The sequence below is a fragment of the Cypionkella psychrotolerans genome (assembly GCF_001294535.1).
GTDB classification, from domain to species: Bacteria; Pseudomonadota; Alphaproteobacteria; order Rhodobacterales; family Rhodobacteraceae; genus Cypionkella; species Cypionkella psychrotolerans.
On the sequence record NZ_LGIC01000037.1, the window covers coordinates 56,173 to 72,033 of the forward strand.

Genomic DNA, 15,861 nt, shown 5'->3' on the forward strand with positions numbered 1-15,861 from the left:
AATGCGGTAAAAGGAAAGATGGTATGCGACGGTATACCGAAATGTCGCGGGTTATTTGAAGAACCTGTGGGTCTTTTCGCGCACCCAATCCCATAGCCTCGGCGCGCCCTTGGCGATTTTGGCCCCAACACGGGTTTGCAACTGTTCGGCGGTGACGTTGTAGGTGATCCAAGTGCCGCCACCCGATTGCAGGTTGGCCATCACGGGCTGCACGCGGTCCAGCGATTTGGCGAAGATGGCGTCGGGGGTTTCGGCTGCTTCGAATTCGTCCCAGATAGCGCGGAGATCGGAGCTTAGATCGGCGGGAAGCAGGCCGAAGATCCGATCTGCGGCGCGGGATTCGGCGGCTTGGGTGGCGGTGCTCGCATGGGCGAGGCCATTGGCGGAATGGATCGGCACGTCGCCGACGTCGATTTCCACCAGATCATGCACCAGCAACATCTTGATCACGCGGGAGATATCGACACCGGGGGCGGCTTGGTCGGCCAGCACCAGCGCGTAAAGTGCGAGGTGCCAGCTATGTTCGCCGGAATTTTCAACCCGCGAGCCATCGCACAAGGTGGTGGCGCGCAGCACCGATTTCAGGCGATCGGCCTCATTCAGAAACGCGAATTGCGCTTCCAGCCGCGGGCTCAATGGCCGCTCTGCATATGGGGGCCGGGCGGTGGGGCGGTGCCTTCGCGTTTGGCTTTCAGCAAAGCATCAATATATTTGCGGCCGCGCTGCTCAGCGACGCGGACGCGGTAGGCGGTCAGGAACGCCTCTTGCATGGTGGGCGAGGCATCCAGCAGCACTTTGGACACCTTATCGGGCAGGCGGTGGTCGTCGAGTTCTTCCATCGCGGCGATCACGTCGCGGGCGAGCGCATCGCCCATATCCTCGACGACGCCCATTTAGCGGGTCACTTCCGTCAGACGACGCTTCACATAAGTAGAAACCGTGTCGATCATCGGCTTCATATGGGCTTCCTCATCCTTGAAGAAGTGATCGGCACCCTCGATCTGGGTATGGGTGACGGTAATGCCCTTCTGCTCGTGCAGTTTGTTCACCAGATTGACGGTATCTTTCGGCGGTGCCACCTTGTCCGCGGTGCCGTTGATGATCAAGCCAGAAGCTGGGCAGGGTGCCAAGAAGCTGAAATCATACAGGTTCGCCGGGGGGGCGACCGAGATAAAGCCGGTGATTTCCGGGCGGCGCATCAGCAGTTGCATGCCGATCCACGCACCGAACGAAAAGCCAGCCACCCAGCAATGCTTGGCGTTTTGGTTCATGCTTTGCAGGTAATCCAAAGCGCTGGCTGCATCCGACAGCTCACCGATGCCCATGTCATATTCGCCTTGGCTACGCCCAACACCACGGAAGTTGAACCGCATCACGGTGAAGCCAAGATTGTAGAACGCATAATGCAGGTTGTAGACAACCTTGTTGTTCATCGTGCCGCCGTAAGCGGGATGCGGGTGCAGCACGATGGCGATCGGCGCATCACGCTCTTTTTGCGGATGGTAACGCGCTTCGAGGCGGCCTTCTGGGCCGGCGAAAATAACTTCGGGCATGTAAGCTCCGTGCCTGTTTTCCGAACGAATTGTTGACGAATTCGCTCGGATATACTAGAACCATTCTAAAGCGGCAAAACCGCTCATGGACTGGGGTTGAGTTAAGCGGACGCACCCCCGACGTCAATGGATAGTCACGAAATTGGGTGGGTGCTGGGCATGAAACTATCGACCAAGGGGCGTTACGCCATGGTGGCGTTGGCCGATCTGGCTTTGGCCGAGGTCAAAGGCGGCGATGAGCTGATGTCGCTGGCGGCGATTGCCAAGCGGCAGGATCTGTCGCTGCCCTATCTGGAGCAGTTGTTCGTCAAGCTGCGCCGCGCGGGATTGGTCGAGGCGGTGCGCGGGCCGGGCGGCGGTTATCGTCTGGCGCGCAGCCCGGATTCTATCCGCATTTCCGAGGTGATGGAGGCGGTTGAGGAGAATGTCGATGCGATGCATTCCGGCGCGGGGGCCTCGGGTGGCGTGTCAGGCAGCCGTGCGCAAAGTCTGACCAACCGGCTGTGGGAGGGGCTTTCGGCACATGTCTATGTGTTTTTGCATCAAACCCGCCTGTCCGATGTGATCGGCAATGCGATGACGCCGTGCCCAGCGGTGCCAGCATTGTTTCGGGTGGTGGATGTGGTGGAGGAATGAGCCGGATTTACCTTGATTGGAACGCGACCACGCCGCTGCGCCCAGAAGCCCGCGCGGCGATGATTGCGGCGATGGAGGTGGTGGGCAACCCGTCTTCCGTCCATGCCGAGGGGCGGGCGGCAAAGGCGCTGATGGAGCGCTCACGGGGGAAGATCGCAAGTGCTTTGGGGGCTGAGGGCGCGGATATCGTCTTTACGTCGGGGGCGACCGAGGCTGCGGCTTTGGCTTGCGCGGGGCGGGGACTGAGTTGTGCGCAGGTGGAGCATGAGGCGGTCTCGGCTTGGTGCGAGGCTGGGTTAGTGGTGGATTCAGATGGCCGCGTGACGGTGTTGGAGCCGGGCCGCACAGCGTTGCAACTGGCCAATTCCGAAACCGGCGTGGTGCAGGATTTGCCACAGGGATTGGCGGTTTCTGATTTGACGCAAGGCTTTGGCAAGCTGCCTTTGGCGTTCAACTGGCTGGGCTGCGACATGGGTCTGGTCTCAGCGCATAAACTGGGCGGGCCGAAGGGTATCGGCGCTTTGGTGCTGCGGCGGGGGGTGGATGTGGCCTCGCAACTGAAAGGCGGCGGGCAGGAGATGGGGCGGCGGGCTGGCACCGAAAACCTGATTGGCATCACGGGATTTGCAGCTGCGGCAGAGGCGGCTGCGTGGGATTTGGCGGATGGGGTTTGGGACCGCGTGGCGGAAATTAGAAATATTCTAGATTCAGCATTGTCCGCCATGGGATTTGAGATTATTTCAGTCGGGAATAGGGCGAAACGTTTGCCGAACACGTTGAACCTGATCGCGCCGGGTTGGAAGGGCGAGACGCAGGTGATGACGATGGATCTGGCGGGGTTTGCGATCTCAGCAGGCTCTGCCTGCTCCAGTGGCAAGGTGCGCGCCAGTCGGGTGCTGAAGGCGATGGGCTATGATGAGGCGGCGGCGGGTCAGGCGATCCGCATCTCGCTGGGGCCGAATGTGACGGAAGATAATGTGCTGCGCTTCGCCGAGGCCTGGGCGCGGGACTACAAACGGATACGTTCGCGCAACGCGTGAATATCAGGTGGCAACACCTTGGGATAAAAGGAATATGACGATGACCGATCTGGATCTGGAAGTGCGCGACGGGGTTGATCGTGAGACGATCGAGACCGTTCATGCGATGTCTGGCACCTATAAATACGGCTGGTCGACTGAGATTGAGATGGATTACGCGCCGAAGGGCGTGTCGGAAGACATCGTGCGGCTGATTTCATCGAAAAACGAAGAACCGGAATGGATGCTGGAATGGCGTCTGACCGCGTATCGGCGTTGGGTGCAGATGGAAGAGCCGCATTGGGCGATGCTGCACTATCCGAAAATCGACTATCAGGATCAGTATTACTACGCCAAACCGAAAAGCATGGCTGTGAAACCGAAGTCTTTGGATGAGGTCGATCCGAAGATTTTGGCCACCTACAAAAAACTTGGCATCCCTTTGAAAGAACAGCTTATTCTGGCTGGCGTCGAAGGTGCGGAGACCATGGGTGAGCGCAAGGTCGCGGTCGATGCGGTGTTCGATTCCGTCTCGGTCGGCACCACGTTCAAAGCGGAACTCGCGAAAGCGGGGGTGATTTTCTGCTCGATTTCCGAGGCGATCAAGGAACATCCCGAACTGGTGAAGAAATACATAGGCTCGGTGGTGCCGCAGTCGGATAACTTCTTTGCGACGCTGAATTCGGCGGTTTTTTCCGATGGCTCGTTTGTTTATATCCCGCCCGGCACCCGCTGCCCGATGGAGCTTTCGACCTATTTCCGCATCAATGCCGAGAACACCGGCCAGTTTGAGCGCACCTTGATCATCGCCGATAAAGGCAGCTATGTCAGCTACTTGGAGGGCTGCACTGCGCCAAAACGCGACACCAATCAGTTGCATGCGGCGGTGGTGGAACTGGTGATTTTGGAAGATGCCGAGGTGAAATACTCGACGGTGCAAAACTGGTATCCGGGCGATGAAAACGGGCTTGGTGGCATCTATAACTTCGTCACCAAACGCGCCGATTGCCGGGGCGACCGGGCGAAAGTGATGTGGACCCAAGTTGAGACTGGCTCCGCGATTACCTGGAAATACCCGTCCTGCATCCTGCGCGGTGATGATTCACAGGGTGAGTTTTACTCGATCGCCATCGCCAACAACGCCCAGCAAGCCGACACCGGCACCAAGATGGTGCACTTGGGCAAGCGCACGAAATCGCGTATTGTTTCCAAGGGTATATCGGCGGGCAGGGCGCAAAATACCTATCGTGGGCTGGTGTCAATGCACCCGAAAGCCACCGACAGCCGCAACTATACCCAATGCGACAGCCTGCTGATCGGCGATAAATGCGGCGCGCATACCGTGCCCTATATCGAGGTAAAGAACAATTCCAGCCGGGTGGAGCACGAGGCGACCACCAGCAAGGTGGATGAGGACCAGCTGTTCTATTGCCGCTCGCGCGGGATGGATGAGGAAGAAGCGGTGGCGCTGGTGGTGAACGGTTTCTGCAAGGAAGTTCTGCAAGCCCTGCCGATGGAATTTGCAATGGAAGCGCAAAGTCTGGTGGCGATCAGCCTTGAAGGCTCGGTCGGCTAAGAATTTGTGGCGCGCGGCTCTTTGGGGCTGCGCCAAGAGATGAATGAGGGAAAAATGCTCGAAATCAATAACCTGCACGTCAAACTTGAAGAAGAAGATAAAATCATTCTGCGCGGCGTTAACCTAAAGATCGGCGCTGGCGAAGTGCATGCGATCATGGGGCCAAACGGCTCGGGCAAATCGACGCTGTCTTACGTGCTGTCGGGTCGCGATGGCTATGAGGTGACCGAAGGTTCGGCCAAGCTGGAAGGCGCGGAACTGCTGGAGATGGAGCCGGAAGCGCGGGCTGCGGCGGGGCTGTTTTTGGCGTTCCAATACCCGGTGGAAATTCCCGGCGTCGGCAACATGACCTTTCTGCGCACCGCAGTGAACGCGCAGCGCAAGGCGCGCGGTGAGGCGGAAATCTCGGCGGGTGATTTCCTGAAACTGGTGCGGGAAAAGGCGAAGGCACTGCAAATTGATGCTGAGATGCTGAAGCGCCCGGTCAATGTCGGCTTCTCGGGCGGTGAGAAAAAGCGCAACGAGATCCTGCAAATGGCGATGCTGGAGCCGAAGATGTGCATCCTGGACGAGACGGATTCCGGTCTGGATGTTGACGCGATGAAGCTGGTGGCGGAAGGCGTCAATGCCTTGCGCGGGGCAGGGCGTTCGTTCCTCGTTATCACGCATTATCAACGTCTTCTCGACCATATCAAACCTGATTTCGTGCATATCATGGCGGCGGGGCGGATCATCAAAACCGGCGGGCCAGAGCTGGCGCTGGAAGTTGAGAACAACGGCTATGCGGACCTTTTGGCGGAGGGTGTCTGATGGCGGTTTTGCAATCGAAGCAAGATGCGCTGCAGGCGCGGATTGCCGCTTTAAGCTTTGCACCGCAGGGCTGGCTGGGAGCTGCGCGCAGCGATGCTTTGGCGCGCCTGACCGCTATGGGGCTACCGGGAAAACGCGACGAGTACTGGCGTTACACCGATCCGACCGGGCTGAATGCGGTCGAGGCCGCCTCGGTCAATCTGTTCGATCCGGGCGACGAGCCTGCGCCGTTTAGCGGCGTGGATCGGTTGAAGATCGTATTTGTCGATGGCGTGTTTGATGCCAGCCAATCCGATGCTCTGGCACTGGAGGGCGTGAAGATTGAGCGGCTGTCTGACGCGGCTGAGGCTGATATTCACTGGGCGAGTGGACTTTATGGCGTGCTGGAAACCCGTGGCCAAAGCCCGGTGCAGCGTCCCTTCGCGGCACTGAATTCGGCTTTTGCGGGTGATGGCCTGCTGATCCGGGTGACGCAGACACCATCTAAGCCCATTTCTTTGATTTACCAACACAAAGCAATGACTTCTGATGTGATACTGCATCACTGCATTAAGGTTGAATCCGGTGCGGAGGTGACCATTCTGGAGAACGGAGCGGCTGCGGCGCGCTTAAATCATGTGATGGAGATTGAGGTCGCCGATGGCGCGCGCTTTCATCACATCCGCGCACAGGGCCGGGCGCATACACGGCAAGCGGTGACGCATCTGTTTGCCCGCATTGGCCGCAATGCGGCGTTCAAATCTTTCACCCTGACCGCCAATGGCCGTCTGACCCGCAACGATGCGGTGCTGGAACTGCTTGGCGCGGATTCGGTGGCGCATGTCGCGGGCGCGGCTTTGGGTGACGGTGATTTCCACCACGATGACACCGTGTTCATCACCCATGCCGCCGAGCGCTGCGAAAGCCGGCAGGTGTTCAAAAAAGTGCTGAAAAACGGCGCGATTGGGGTGTTTCAGGGCAAGATTCTGGTGAAACAGGGTGCGCAGAAGACCGATGGTTATCAGATCAGTCAAGCGCTGATGCTGGACGGCGACAGCCAGTTTCTGGCCAAGCCCGAGCTGGAAATCTACGCCGATGATGTGAAATGCAGCCACGGCTCGACCTCGGGCGCGATTGACGAAACCGCTTTGTTCTATCTGCGCTCGCGTGGGGTGCCGTTGCGGCAGGCGCAGTCTTTGTTGGTGCTGGCGTTCTTGGCCGAGGCGATTTCGGAAATTGAGGACGATGTGATTTCTGAGGATATCCGGCAGCGGTTGCAAAGCTGGCTGGCGCGTCACGAGCATTAAATGTCAGTCACAACCGATATCGTGCAGGCGTGGCGGCGGCCGAAAGTGGTGATGCGGCGGCATCTGCAACGACCGAAGTCTGAGCCGTTTGCGTTCAGCCTGCTGGTGGCGTTTATGGTGTTGGCTTTCGTGGCGCGTTGGCCTTTCCTGTCGCGGCAGACAGTACTTCAACCCGATGTGCCGATGGTGCAGCGGTTGGTAGGGGCAGGGCTGGCGATACTTGCTTTGATCCCGGCATGGTATCTGTTGGCGGCGATAAGCCATTTGATTGCCAAAGCAATGAGCGGGCAGGGCAGTTATTACTCCGCGCGGCTGGCGTTGTTTTCGGCGCTGTTGGCGGTGACACCGGGGATGCTGTTGCAGGGGCTGGTTGCCGGGATGATCGGGCCGGGTCTACAAGCCAATCTGGTGGCGGCGCTGGTCGGTTTGGGGTTTCTGTGGATCTGGATGTCGATGTTGCGGGAAGCGGAGCGTGGAGATGCAAGCTGATCTGACGCTTTTGCTGCAACAAAGTCTGCAAAGCCCGCGCAGCGCCGCCCGCCGCTTGCTGGATTGGCAGTTTCCGGCATCGACGGCCGTTCTGGCGATTGCGCTGATGGCAGTGATTTCGGCGGGTCTAACTGGGGTTTCCATGTTGGTGGCACCCGAGCAGATCGATCCTAATATTTTGAAGATGTTCCAAAATCCGCTGCAAGTGGCCGTTCTGCAAGGCCTTGTGATGGTGGTAATGGCGATGCTGGTGCAGGGTGTCGGGCGGCTGTTCGGGGGCAGGGGCCGCTTGACCGATGCGCTGGTGTTGATCGCTTGGACCGAGGCTTTGCTGAGCCTGTTGCAACTGGGGCAGATCGTGCTGCTGGTGCTGTCGCCATCTTTGGCCGCCGCTTTGGGCCTGTTCGGATTGGTGTTGTTTCTCTGGGTGTTGGCGAGTTTTATCGCCGAGTTGCACGGCTTTGCCTCGGCCGGCAAAGTGCTGCTCGGCCTGATCGCCACAGTGTTTGTGCTGGCGTTCGCAATGGCGGTGCTGACAGTGGCCCTGATGGGGATGAAAGGCTGATCATGTATGACATCGAGAAAATTCGCAGCGATTTCCCGATCTTGGCGCGGCAGGTCAACGGCAAGCCGCTGGTCTATCTCGACAATGGTGCCTCGGCGCAAAAGCCGAAAGCGGTGATTGAGGCGGTGAAACAAGCCTATTCAATGGAATATGCGAATGTTCACCGTGGCTTACACTACCTTTCTAATCTTGCGACTGACAAGTATGAAGCCACACGCGGCAAGATCGCGCGGTTTCTGAACGCGAGTTCCGAGCATGAGATTGTCTTTACCACGGGTGCTACGGAAGGCATCAATCTGATTTCCTACGCTTGGGCGGCACCGCGGTTTCAGGCGGGCGACGAGATCGTGCTGTCGATCATGGAGCATCACGCCAATATCGTGCCGTGGCACTTTCTGCGCGAGCGGTTGGGGGTGGTGCTGAGATGGGTCGAGGTCGATGCCAAGGGTGATCTCGATCCGCAAGCGGTGCTGGATGCGATCACACCGCGCACCAAGTTGATCGCAATTACCCATATGTCCAATGTGTTGGGCACCGTTGTTGATGTAACTGCAATCTGCCGGGGTGCGCAGAGGCGGGGGGTGCCGGTGCTGGTCGATGGCAGCCAAGCGGCGGTGCATAGCGCAGTGGATGTGCAGGCGATTGGCTGCGATTTCTATGCCATAACTGGACATAAGCTATACGGGCCAAGTGGTTCTGGCGCGATCTTCATCAAGGCGGATCGGATGGCCGAGATGCGGCCCTTCCTCGGTGGCGGTGATATGATCCGCGAGGTGACGCGCGATAGCGTGATCTATAACGATCCTCCGATGAAGTTTGAGGCCGGCACGCCGGGCATCGTGCAGCAGATCGGCCTGGGCGTGGCTTTGGACTATCTGACAGGTCTAGGCATGGAAAATATTGCCGCCCATGAGCGCGGTTTGCGCGACTATGCCCGCGCGAAACTGGCTGGGCTGAACTGGTTGACCGTGCAGGGAACGTCGGAAACTAAGGGCGCGATTTTCTCTTTTACGCTGCAAGGTCAAGCACATGCGCATGATATCTCCACCGTGCTGGACAAGCGCGGCATTGCGGTGCGGGCGGGCACGCATTGTGCGATGCCGTTAATGCAGCACTTCGGTGTCGGGGCAACATGCAGGGCGTCGTGCGGCCTTTACAACACCACCGAGGAGGTCGACGCGCTGATCTCGGCTTTGGAGTTGTGTCACGAGCTTTTCGGCTGATTTCGCGTTGCAGCCCAAGGCGGTAACCGTTATAGCAATCGGAGGCACCCATAGCTCAGCTGGATAGAGTGTCGCCCTCCGAAGGCGAAGGTCGCACGTTCGAATCGTGCTGGGTGCACCAACTCTCTGAAATGTAAGAAATCTTGAGCAGGGTGTGGGATTGTTGAGTTATGTCTAGTTATCCGATAATCAATATTATGTAATATAACTGCTATGTAGGACTGGACCAAAGATGCCAAAACGCCTATGAACCCGCAACTTGTACCCAGATGGAACCTGCTATGACCTTCAGCCGCCAGATCAAGATTGCGCCCTCTATCCTTGCCGCCGACTTTGCCAACTTTGGGGCTGAGTGTCGTGCGATTGAGGCTGAGGGCGCGGATTGGGTGCATGTCGATGTGATGGATGGGCATTTCGTGCCGAACATCACTTTTGGGCCTGCGACCTGTGCGGCGATCCGGCCGCATATCACGGGCTTCATGGATGTGCATTTGATGATCGCTCCGGTCGACGCTTACATTGAGGCGTTTGCTGAGGCTGGCGCGGATCTGATCTCGGCGCATCTGGAAGCTGGTCCGCATATTCACCGCACGCTGCAAGCCATTCGTGCGACGGGAAAAAAGGCTGGGCTGGCGATCAATCCGGGTACCGGGATTGATAGCGTCGCGCATCTATTGGATCTGGTGGATATGGTTTGCGTTATGACGGTTAATCCGGGCTTTGGCGGGCAGAAGTTTATTCACTCGCAGTTGGATAAAGTGCGGTCGTTGCGCAAGATGATTGGCGATCGGCCTATTCATATCGAGATTGACGGCGGTGTGACGGTGGAAACCGCGCCGTTGGTGGTGGCTGCAGGCGCGGATGTTCTGGTGGCGGGCTCGGCGGTGTTCAAGGGCGGCTCGGTGGCCAACCCTGCGCCTTACGGCGTGAATATCGCGGCGATCCGGGCGGCTGCCACGCTTTAGCGCACAACCCTGCCCTGCATTCTGCTCGACTTGCGGCGGATTCGCGCCTATGGATCAGTGCGGGGATACAGCCGGACAGGACAGATCGTGACAGCAGGCTATGCGCTGTTGGTGAATATTGCGCAAAGCACCAGTGCCGACGATGTCTGGCGGCTGGCGACGCGGTATTTTGCCTCCTTGGGGTTTGGGTTGGTGAACTATGGCTTCACCCGGTTCCGCTCCACCCGCACCATTGGCGATCCGGATGATGCGCTGTTTCTGACCACGGGATCTGAGGCCTATGCCAAGGGTTATTTCCGCAATGGGTTCTATGCCAAGACCCCGGCGTTTCGCTGGGCGCAGAACAATGAAGGTGCCTGCACTTGGACTTGGGTGCGCGAAGCGATGCTGGCGGGCAAGCTGAGTGCCGAGGAAATCGAGACGGTGAAGCACAACGTCGCGATGGGCATAACCGCTGGAATTTCTATCAGCTTTCCCGAAACCTCGGCGCGGGCCAAGGGCGCTTTGGGGCTGATCGCCGATCCGGGGATCAGCGTCGAAGCCGTAGATGCGCTGTTTGCCGAGAAGCATGATGAGTTGCTGGCCGTCGCCAATATGCTGCATTTGCGGCTGATCCAACTGCCGTTTTCCAACCGTCGGCGTGCCTTGACCACCCGCCAGCGTGAGGCTTTGGAATGGGTCGCCGATGGCAAGACCAGCCAGGATGTGGCGCTGCTGATGGGGGTTTCGGCGGCAATGGTGGAAAAACACCTGCGGCTGGCGCGGGACACTTTGTCGGTGGACACCACGGCACAGGCCGTGGCGAAAGCAGCCCTTATGAACCTGATCTTTCAGCGCAATCCAACCGATGCCAGCCCTATTCCAGTGGCCGCAAGGTAAGGATTACCCGACTAGGCTGACGTTGCGTAAACTGACATCCTGATCTTGTTCCGTGAGTGGAGGCTTCGGCCTTTGGGACAGCAGGCGATGTCGGTTTGCATTTTCAGACAGGACATCCCTGCACAAATTGGGGGCGCTCCCCCTGCCCCAGACTGGCGTTGCGGCTTATTCAGCCCGCAGTGCCACCAGATGCGCTGGCCCTCATCCCCGTGGTGCGGCGCAGGACGGCACAGCCCCCGGAGCTGTGCCGTCTTTTCTTTACGTCCTTGGCACTAAAAGCAAAAGGGCCGGTGTTGCCACCAGCCCCCTCACCTAAAGATCGTCGAAAAGATCAGGCCGAAACCATTTTCGCAACTTCTGCTGCGAAATCTTCTTCTTTCTTCTCGATGCCTTCGCCCACGCCCATACGGACGAAGCCGAGGATTTCAACGCCAGCCTGCTTTGCAGCTTCAGCGACGGTGATGTCGGGGTTCATCACGAACATCTGGCCCATCAGGGTGTTTTCCGCGAGGAATTTCTTCATCCGGCCGGGAATGATGTTGTTCTGGATCACCGCATCGGGCTTCGGCTTGGCCGAGGCTGCGTTTTCTTCCAGCGCTTTCGAGGTTTGCACCGCCAATTCACGCTCAACCACAACCGGGTCAAGATCGGCTTCGGACAAAGCCAGCGGGTTGGTGGCTGCAACGTGCATGGCAACTTGCTTGGCGAAAGTGTGCTCGCTGCCTTTGATCGCAACCAGAACGCCAATACGGCCAAGGCCGTCAGCAACCGAGTTGTGAACGTACGCGGCGACGTGATCGCCTTCGATCGAGGCCATGCGACGCAGGTTCATGTTCTCGCCGATGGTGGCAACGGCTTCCGAGATCACGACATGCACCGGTTGGCCAGCCAGATCAGCGTTTTTCAGCTCTTCAACGCTATTGGCGCGGAAAGCGGTTTTGGTGATGTTGTGGACCATGGCTTGGAAGTCAGCGTTCTTGCCAACGAAGTCAGTTTCCGAGTTGATCTCAACCGCGACGCCACGACCACCGGAAACGGCGATGCCAACCAGACCTTCGGCGGCCACACGGTCAGCTTTCTTGGCGGCTTTCGCTAGGCCCTTGGTGCGCAGCCAATCGACCGCCGCTTCCATATCGCCATTGGTTTCGACCAAGGCTTTTTTCGCATCCATCATGCCTGCGCCGGTGCTGTCGCGCAGTTCTTTAACCATTTGAGCGGTTACGGTCATGTTCAGTCTCCTGAAATTCAAGAAATGAGTGCGGCGGGAACCGGGCCTAAGCCGTATCCCCGCCGTGTATCAGTCGCGTAACTGCCAATCAGGCGTCAGCGATAGCTTCTTCTTCCGGTGCGGTTTCCAAAGCGCCAAGGTCGATACCAGCGGCGCCCATTTGTGCCGACATACCGTCGAGGGCAGCTTTAGCAATCAGCTCGCAATACAGCTGGATCGCGCGGGCGGCGTCGTCGTTGCCGGGGATCACATAATCCACGCCTTTGGGCGAGTTGTTGGTGTCAACAATACCAACGACCGGGATGCCCAGTTTTTGTGCTTCTAGGATCGCCAGATCTTCTTTGCCAACGTCAATGACAACGATCAGATCCGGGGTGCCGCCCATTTCGCGGATACCGCCCAAGGACGCTTGCAGCTTGGACTGGTCGCGTTCCATCATCAAACGCTCTTTCTTGGTCAGGCCTTCGCCGCCTGCGCCCAAGAGTTCGTCGATGGTTTTCAGACGCGCGATCGACTGGGAAACGGTTTTCCAGTTGGTCAGCGTGCCACCCAGCCAGCGGTGGTTCATGTAGAATTGTGCGCAACGCTCAGCGGCTTCAGCAACCGGCTTTTGTGCCTGGCGCTTGGTGCCGACGAACAGGATACGGCCGCCTTTGGCGACGGTATCACGCACGACTTTCAGCGCCGCGTCCAGCAAAGGAACGGTCTGCGTCAGGTCGAGAATGTGGATGCCATTGCGGTCGCCGTAGATATACGGGCCCATTTTGGGGTTCCAGCGTGCGGTCTGGTGGCCGTAGTGAACGCCTGCTTCAAGCAGCTGACGCATGGAGAACTCGGGTAGAGCCATGTCTTATCCTTTTCCGGTTTCAATCCTCGGTGAAGCTGTCTCAGACCTGCTGGTCCAACCGGCGGAGTTTACGGGATTTCTCCTCGCAAAGCCCAAGCCTCACCTGTGAAGTGAGGGGGCTTTAGCCGAAGGTCGGCGGGGATGCAAGCGGATAGTATGGAGGTTAGCGCGGCTTTGAAGCCGTGGGCGTTGGTTGCAGCAAGGGTTCCGCGCATGGAAATTTTACCATGGCACAGTTGCGGAAAACCGCTCTGCGCTCAATGCTGATGATGCAAACAACTCCGTCCAATCGCCGCGACATGCCGCAGATCGGTGCCGCAGCAGCCGCCCACCACATGCAGCCCCGGCAGCATGTGCAAAAGCTGATGATAGTCCTGCGCCAGTTCGTCAACGTCGCCGTCATCCAGTTCGCTTGCCTCGTCCAGCTCGGCATGACTGCGGCGCGAGGCATTGGCGCGCAGCGACCCGATCCGCTCCACCCAATCGCCGTGCAGAATATCGCGGAAATGCGCGGGATGCGCGCAGTTGATGCCATACCACAGCGGCGCTGCATCGGTGGCGTCATCGGTGCGGTGGATGGCATCGGCGAGGCTCATGCCGCTGATCAGGCGGCCATCGGTTTCGACGGTGAACGACAAAGTTACCGGCTGATCAAACTCGTTTGCTGCTTTGGCAATGCCGATGGCTTCACCATGCGACGACAGCGTCATTGCACTGATCAGATCGACGCCAGCGGCGGCCAGGACAGCAACCTGACGATGGTGATAATTTTGTGCGGCCTCGGCGGAAAGCACCTGCTGCGGCGCATAGGCATCGCCGTGCGGGCCGATCACCCCATTGATCAGGATCGGCTGCTGCTGGGGTCGATCCGCCCGCAGGGATTGCACCAGCGTCACGGCCTCGCGGTTGATCGCATCAATCTGCTCGGGTGCCAAACCCATCACCTGCCCCCATCCCGCACTGGCCCGCCACGTCGGGGTGTCGAGGATGAAGCCCGCCTGTTGCGCTGCGGCCTCATCCAAAAACGCGGTGTAATATTTTGTCAGCGCCGCGCGGCCTGTCTCACTATTCAATAATGTAAAAGACGCGAATTGCGGCAGATCGATCCCTTCATGAAACACCATCACGGTTTCCATGCCGCCGTCGGTCAGGAACATCTGATCGCCGATATCGCTCAGCAGATGACGAGACTTGCTGTGCATGCCGGCCTCCTTCATTTTTAATCGGATGCCGCATTTTATCACGAATGCTTCATTTCTGTCGCATAGAGAAAATCATGGAAAACCAGTGACCTTGTGGCAGCGCGCTTGCGTCCACCGGGAAAGTCGGTTTGCTTTGGAAAAACAAAAGGGGGCCGGGATGGATCAGGTGGATATGCTGGTGATCGGCTCTGGGCCCGCAGGGCGGCGGGCGGCGGTGCAATCGGCCAAGCTGGGCAAGTCGGTGCTGGTGGTGGATAAGGGGCGACGGTTGGGCGGGGTGTCGGTGCATACTGGCACGATCCCGTCGAAAACCCTGCGTGAGACGGTGTTGAACCTGTCGGGCTGGCGCGAGCGTGGGTTTTATGGCCGTGGCTACCGGGTGAAGCAGGATATTCAGGCCTCCGATCTGGTGCAGCGCTTGCGTAAGACCCTCGACCACGAGGTTGAGGTGTTGCAGCACCAATTCATGCGCAACATGGTGCAGAGCATCTTTGCCACCGCGCGGTTTCTCGATGCCAACCGGGTGGAGTTGACCACCGAAGCGGGTGAGGTCAGCCAGGTTGGCTTTCAGCACGCGCTGATCGCGGTCGGCACGCGGCCGCATCGGCCCGAGAATGTGCCGTTTGATCGCACGCGCGTGTTTGACAGCGATGAGTTTCTGGAGCTTGAGAAGCTGCCGCGCACCCTGACGGTGATTGGCGGCGGTGTGATCGGGGTGGAATATGCCACGATCTTTTCGGCTTTGGATGTGCCGGTAACGCTGATTGAAACCCGCGACAGCATTCTGGATTTCGTTGACCGTGAGATCGTCGAGGACTTCATCCATCAGATGCGCGAACGCGGCATGAGCATACGGTTGGGATCGGCGGTGAAAGAGATCAGCTCGGGGACCGCTGGCGTTGATGTAATGTTGGCCGATGGCCGCCGTGTTCATTCTGAGATCCTGCTTTATGCGGCGGGACGGACGGGGAATGTTGCAAGCTTGAACCTCGAGGCCGTGGGCATTGAGACCGACAGTCGAGGGCGGCTGAAGGTCGATCCGAACACCTTCCAGACCTCGACCTCGAATATCTATGCGGCGGGCGATGTGATCGGGTTTCCGTCTTTGGCGTCAACCTCGATGGAACAAGGCCGGGTTGCGGCGTGTCATGCCTTTGGCATCACTCTGCCGCGACCGCCGGAAACCTTTCCCTATGGCATCTATGCGGTGCCTGAGATTTCCACCGTCGGGCTTTCGGAAGAACAGGTGCGCGCCCAAGGCATCGCCTATGAATGTGGGATCGCGCGGTTTCGGGAAACCTCGCGCGGGCATATCATGGGGGTGGCGGCTGGGTTCCTCAAACTGATTTTCGACGTGAACACCCGGCGACTGCTCGGCGCGCATATCGTCGGTGAGGGGGCGACCGAGTTGATCCATATCGGCCAAGCGGTGATCAACTTGCATGGCACGGTGGATTTCTTCGTCCAAAACACCTTCAACTATCCAACCTTGGCCGAGGCTTATAAGGTGGCGGGTCTGGATGCCTGGAACCGGATGGGACAAGCCTAAGCGCGCTGGCTTGAGTTTCCACGCCAACTTTGCG

At 58.6% G+C, this 15,861-nt stretch carries 17 protein-coding genes and 1 tRNA gene; 12 read left to right on the forward strand and 6 right to left on the reverse strand.

All coding sequences use genetic code 11. The features are described 5' to 3' along the window. Positions 1–51: 51 nt before the first annotated feature. Genes AKV04_RS08840 through AKV04_RS08850 form a run of 3 tightly spaced genes read right to left on the reverse strand, consistent with a single transcriptional unit; the run spans position 52 to position 1,553 of the window. The gene (locus AKV04_RS08840; RefSeq protein ID WP_054006088.1) at positions 52–636 is read right to left on the reverse strand and encodes an HD domain-containing protein; all 585 of its coding nucleotides are present in this window, start codon (positions 634–636) and stop codon (positions 52–54) included. Further along, a complete protein-coding gene (locus tag AKV04_RS08845; protein ID WP_054006089.1) occupies positions 633–893 on the reverse strand; it encodes a hypothetical protein in 261 nt (86 codons plus the stop codon). The genes AKV04_RS08840 and AKV04_RS08845 overlap by 4 nt, the downstream gene beginning before the upstream one ends. Then, a complete protein-coding gene (locus AKV04_RS08850; RefSeq protein ID WP_054006090.1) occupies positions 894–1,553 on the reverse strand; it encodes an alpha/beta hydrolase in 660 nt (219 codons plus the stop codon). It lies immediately after the preceding gene. A gap of 159 nt (positions 1,554–1,712) precedes the next feature. Here AKV04_RS08850 and iscR point away from each other — a divergent pair, with 159 nt between their 5' ends. The 11 genes from iscR (at position 1,713) to AKV04_RS08905 (ending at position 11,001) form a co-directional block, all read left to right on the forward strand. Continuing rightward, the gene (gene iscR / locus AKV04_RS08855; protein WP_054006091.1) at positions 1,713–2,189 is read left to right on the forward strand and encodes a Fe-S cluster assembly transcriptional regulator IscR; all 477 of its coding nucleotides are present in this window, start codon (positions 1,713–1,715) and stop codon (positions 2,187–2,189) included. Next, positions 2,186–3,229: a cysteine desulfurase family protein gene (locus AKV04_RS08860; RefSeq protein WP_054006092.1), complete on the forward strand. Its 1,044-nt coding sequence runs from the start codon at positions 2,186–2,188 to the stop codon at positions 3,227–3,229. The genes iscR and AKV04_RS08860 overlap by 4 nt, the downstream gene beginning before the upstream one ends. Before the next feature lie 34 nt (positions 3,230–3,263). Then, positions 3,264–4,784, forward strand: coding sequence for a Fe-S cluster assembly protein SufB (gene sufB, locus AKV04_RS08865; RefSeq protein WP_054006093.1), 1,521 nt, complete (start codon positions 3,264–3,266; stop codon positions 4,782–4,784). Between the two features lie 54 nt (positions 4,785–4,838). After that, positions 4,839–5,594: a Fe-S cluster assembly ATPase SufC gene (gene sufC / locus AKV04_RS08870; protein WP_054006181.1), complete on the forward strand. Its 756-nt coding sequence runs from the start codon at positions 4,839–4,841 to the stop codon at positions 5,592–5,594. Beyond that, positions 5,594–6,880 (forward strand): Fe-S cluster assembly protein SufD, encoded by a 1,287-nt coding sequence (gene sufD / locus AKV04_RS08875; protein WP_054006094.1) that lies wholly within the window; start codon positions 5,594–5,596, stop codon positions 6,878–6,880. The genes sufC and sufD overlap by 1 nt, the downstream gene beginning before the upstream one ends. Then, positions 6,881–7,369, forward strand: a complete 489-nt coding sequence (locus AKV04_RS08880; RefSeq protein WP_054006095.1) for a Yip1 family protein — start codon at positions 6,881–6,883, stop codon at positions 7,367–7,369. Further along, positions 7,359–7,934, forward strand: coding sequence for a YIP1 family protein (locus AKV04_RS08885; RefSeq protein WP_054006096.1), 576 nt, complete (start codon positions 7,359–7,361; stop codon positions 7,932–7,934). Before AKV04_RS08880 ends, AKV04_RS08885 begins: the two co-directional genes overlap by 11 nt. Positions 7,935–7,936: 2 nt before the next feature. After that, positions 7,937–9,157 carry a cysteine desulfurase gene (locus AKV04_RS08890; protein WP_054006097.1) on the forward strand — a complete coding sequence of 407 codons (1,221 nt, stop codon included), beginning with the start codon at positions 7,937–7,939 and terminating at the stop codon, positions 9,155–9,157. 44 nt (positions 9,158–9,201) lie between these two features. Then, a tRNA-Arg gene (locus AKV04_RS08895) sits at positions 9,202–9,278 on the forward strand. Positions 9,279–9,438: 160 nt separating this feature from the next. After that, positions 9,439–10,122 (forward strand): ribulose-phosphate 3-epimerase, encoded by a 684-nt coding sequence (gene rpe, locus AKV04_RS08900; RefSeq protein ID WP_054006182.1) that lies wholly within the window; start codon positions 9,439–9,441, stop codon positions 10,120–10,122. A gap of 87 nt (positions 10,123–10,209) precedes the next feature. Further along, the gene (locus AKV04_RS08905; RefSeq protein ID WP_054006098.1) at positions 10,210–11,001 is read left to right on the forward strand and encodes a helix-turn-helix transcriptional regulator; all 792 of its coding nucleotides are present in this window, start codon (positions 10,210–10,212) and stop codon (positions 10,999–11,001) included. 331 nt (positions 11,002–11,332) lie between these two features. On the opposite strand, the gene tsf is transcribed toward AKV04_RS08905, so the two are convergent. From tsf to AKV04_RS08920, 3 genes are all read right to left on the reverse strand, one after another. Further along, on the reverse strand, positions 11,333–12,229 hold the full coding sequence (gene tsf / locus AKV04_RS08910) for a translation elongation factor Ts (RefSeq protein WP_054006099.1): 897 nt from the start codon (positions 12,227–12,229) through the stop codon (positions 11,333–11,335). An 88-nt stretch (positions 12,230–12,317) separates the two neighbouring features. Beyond that, positions 12,318–13,076 (reverse strand): 30S ribosomal protein S2, encoded by a 759-nt coding sequence (gene rpsB / locus AKV04_RS08915; protein WP_054006100.1) that lies wholly within the window; start codon positions 13,074–13,076, stop codon positions 12,318–12,320. Between the two features lie 257 nt (positions 13,077–13,333). Beyond that, complete coding sequence (locus AKV04_RS08920; protein WP_235815577.1) at positions 13,334–14,278, reverse strand: homocysteine S-methyltransferase family protein; 945 nt, start codon at positions 14,276–14,278, stop codon at positions 13,334–13,336. A 157-nt stretch (positions 14,279–14,435) separates the two neighbouring features. Between AKV04_RS08920 and sthA the strand changes: the two genes are divergently transcribed. Continuing rightward, positions 14,436–15,827: a Si-specific NAD(P)(+) transhydrogenase gene (sthA, locus tag AKV04_RS08925; protein ID WP_054006102.1), complete on the forward strand. Its 1,392-nt coding sequence runs from the start codon at positions 14,436–14,438 to the stop codon at positions 15,825–15,827. The last annotated feature ends 34 nt before the right edge of the window (positions 15,828–15,861 follow it).

Coding starts and splice junctions, on each gene's coding strand:
- AKV04_RS08845 (WP_054006089.1), bottom strand. CDS start 893: ATGGGCGTCGTCGAGGATATGGGCGATGCGCTCGCCCGCGACGTGATC.
- AKV04_RS08850 (WP_054006090.1), bottom strand. CDS start 1,553: ATGCCCGAAGTTATTTTCGCCGGCCCAGAAGGCCGCCTCGAAGCGCGT.
- iscR (WP_054006091.1), top strand. CDS start 1,713: ATGAAACTATCGACCAAGGGGCGTTACGCCATGGTGGCGTTGGCCGAT.
- AKV04_RS08860 (WP_054006092.1), top strand. CDS start 2,186: ATGAGCCGGATTTACCTTGATTGGAACGCGACCACGCCGCTGCGCCCA.
- sufB (WP_054006093.1), top strand. CDS start 3,264: ATGACGATGACCGATCTGGATCTGGAAGTGCGCGACGGGGTTGATCGT.
- sufC (WP_054006181.1), top strand. CDS start 4,839: ATGCTCGAAATCAATAACCTGCACGTCAAACTTGAAGAAGAAGATAAA.
- sufD (WP_054006094.1), top strand. CDS start 5,594: ATGGCGGTTTTGCAATCGAAGCAAGATGCGCTGCAGGCGCGGATTGCC.
- AKV04_RS08880 (WP_054006095.1), top strand. CDS start 6,881: ATGTCAGTCACAACCGATATCGTGCAGGCGTGGCGGCGGCCGAAAGTG.
- AKV04_RS08885 (WP_054006096.1), top strand. CDS start 7,359: ATGCAAGCTGATCTGACGCTTTTGCTGCAACAAAGTCTGCAAAGCCCG.
- AKV04_RS08890 (WP_054006097.1), top strand. CDS start 7,937: ATGTATGACATCGAGAAAATTCGCAGCGATTTCCCGATCTTGGCGCGG.
- rpe (WP_054006182.1), top strand. CDS start 9,439: ATGACCTTCAGCCGCCAGATCAAGATTGCGCCCTCTATCCTTGCCGCC.
- tsf (WP_054006099.1), bottom strand. CDS start 12,229: ATGACCGTAACCGCTCAAATGGTTAAAGAACTGCGCGACAGCACCGGC.
- rpsB (WP_054006100.1), bottom strand. CDS start 13,076: ATGGCTCTACCCGAGTTCTCCATGCGTCAGCTGCTTGAAGCAGGCGTT.
- AKV04_RS08920 (WP_235815577.1), bottom strand. CDS start 14,278: ATGCACAGCAAGTCTCGTCATCTGCTGAGCGATATCGGCGATCAGATG.
- sthA (WP_054006102.1), top strand. CDS start 14,436: ATGGATCAGGTGGATATGCTGGTGATCGGCTCTGGGCCCGCAGGGCGG.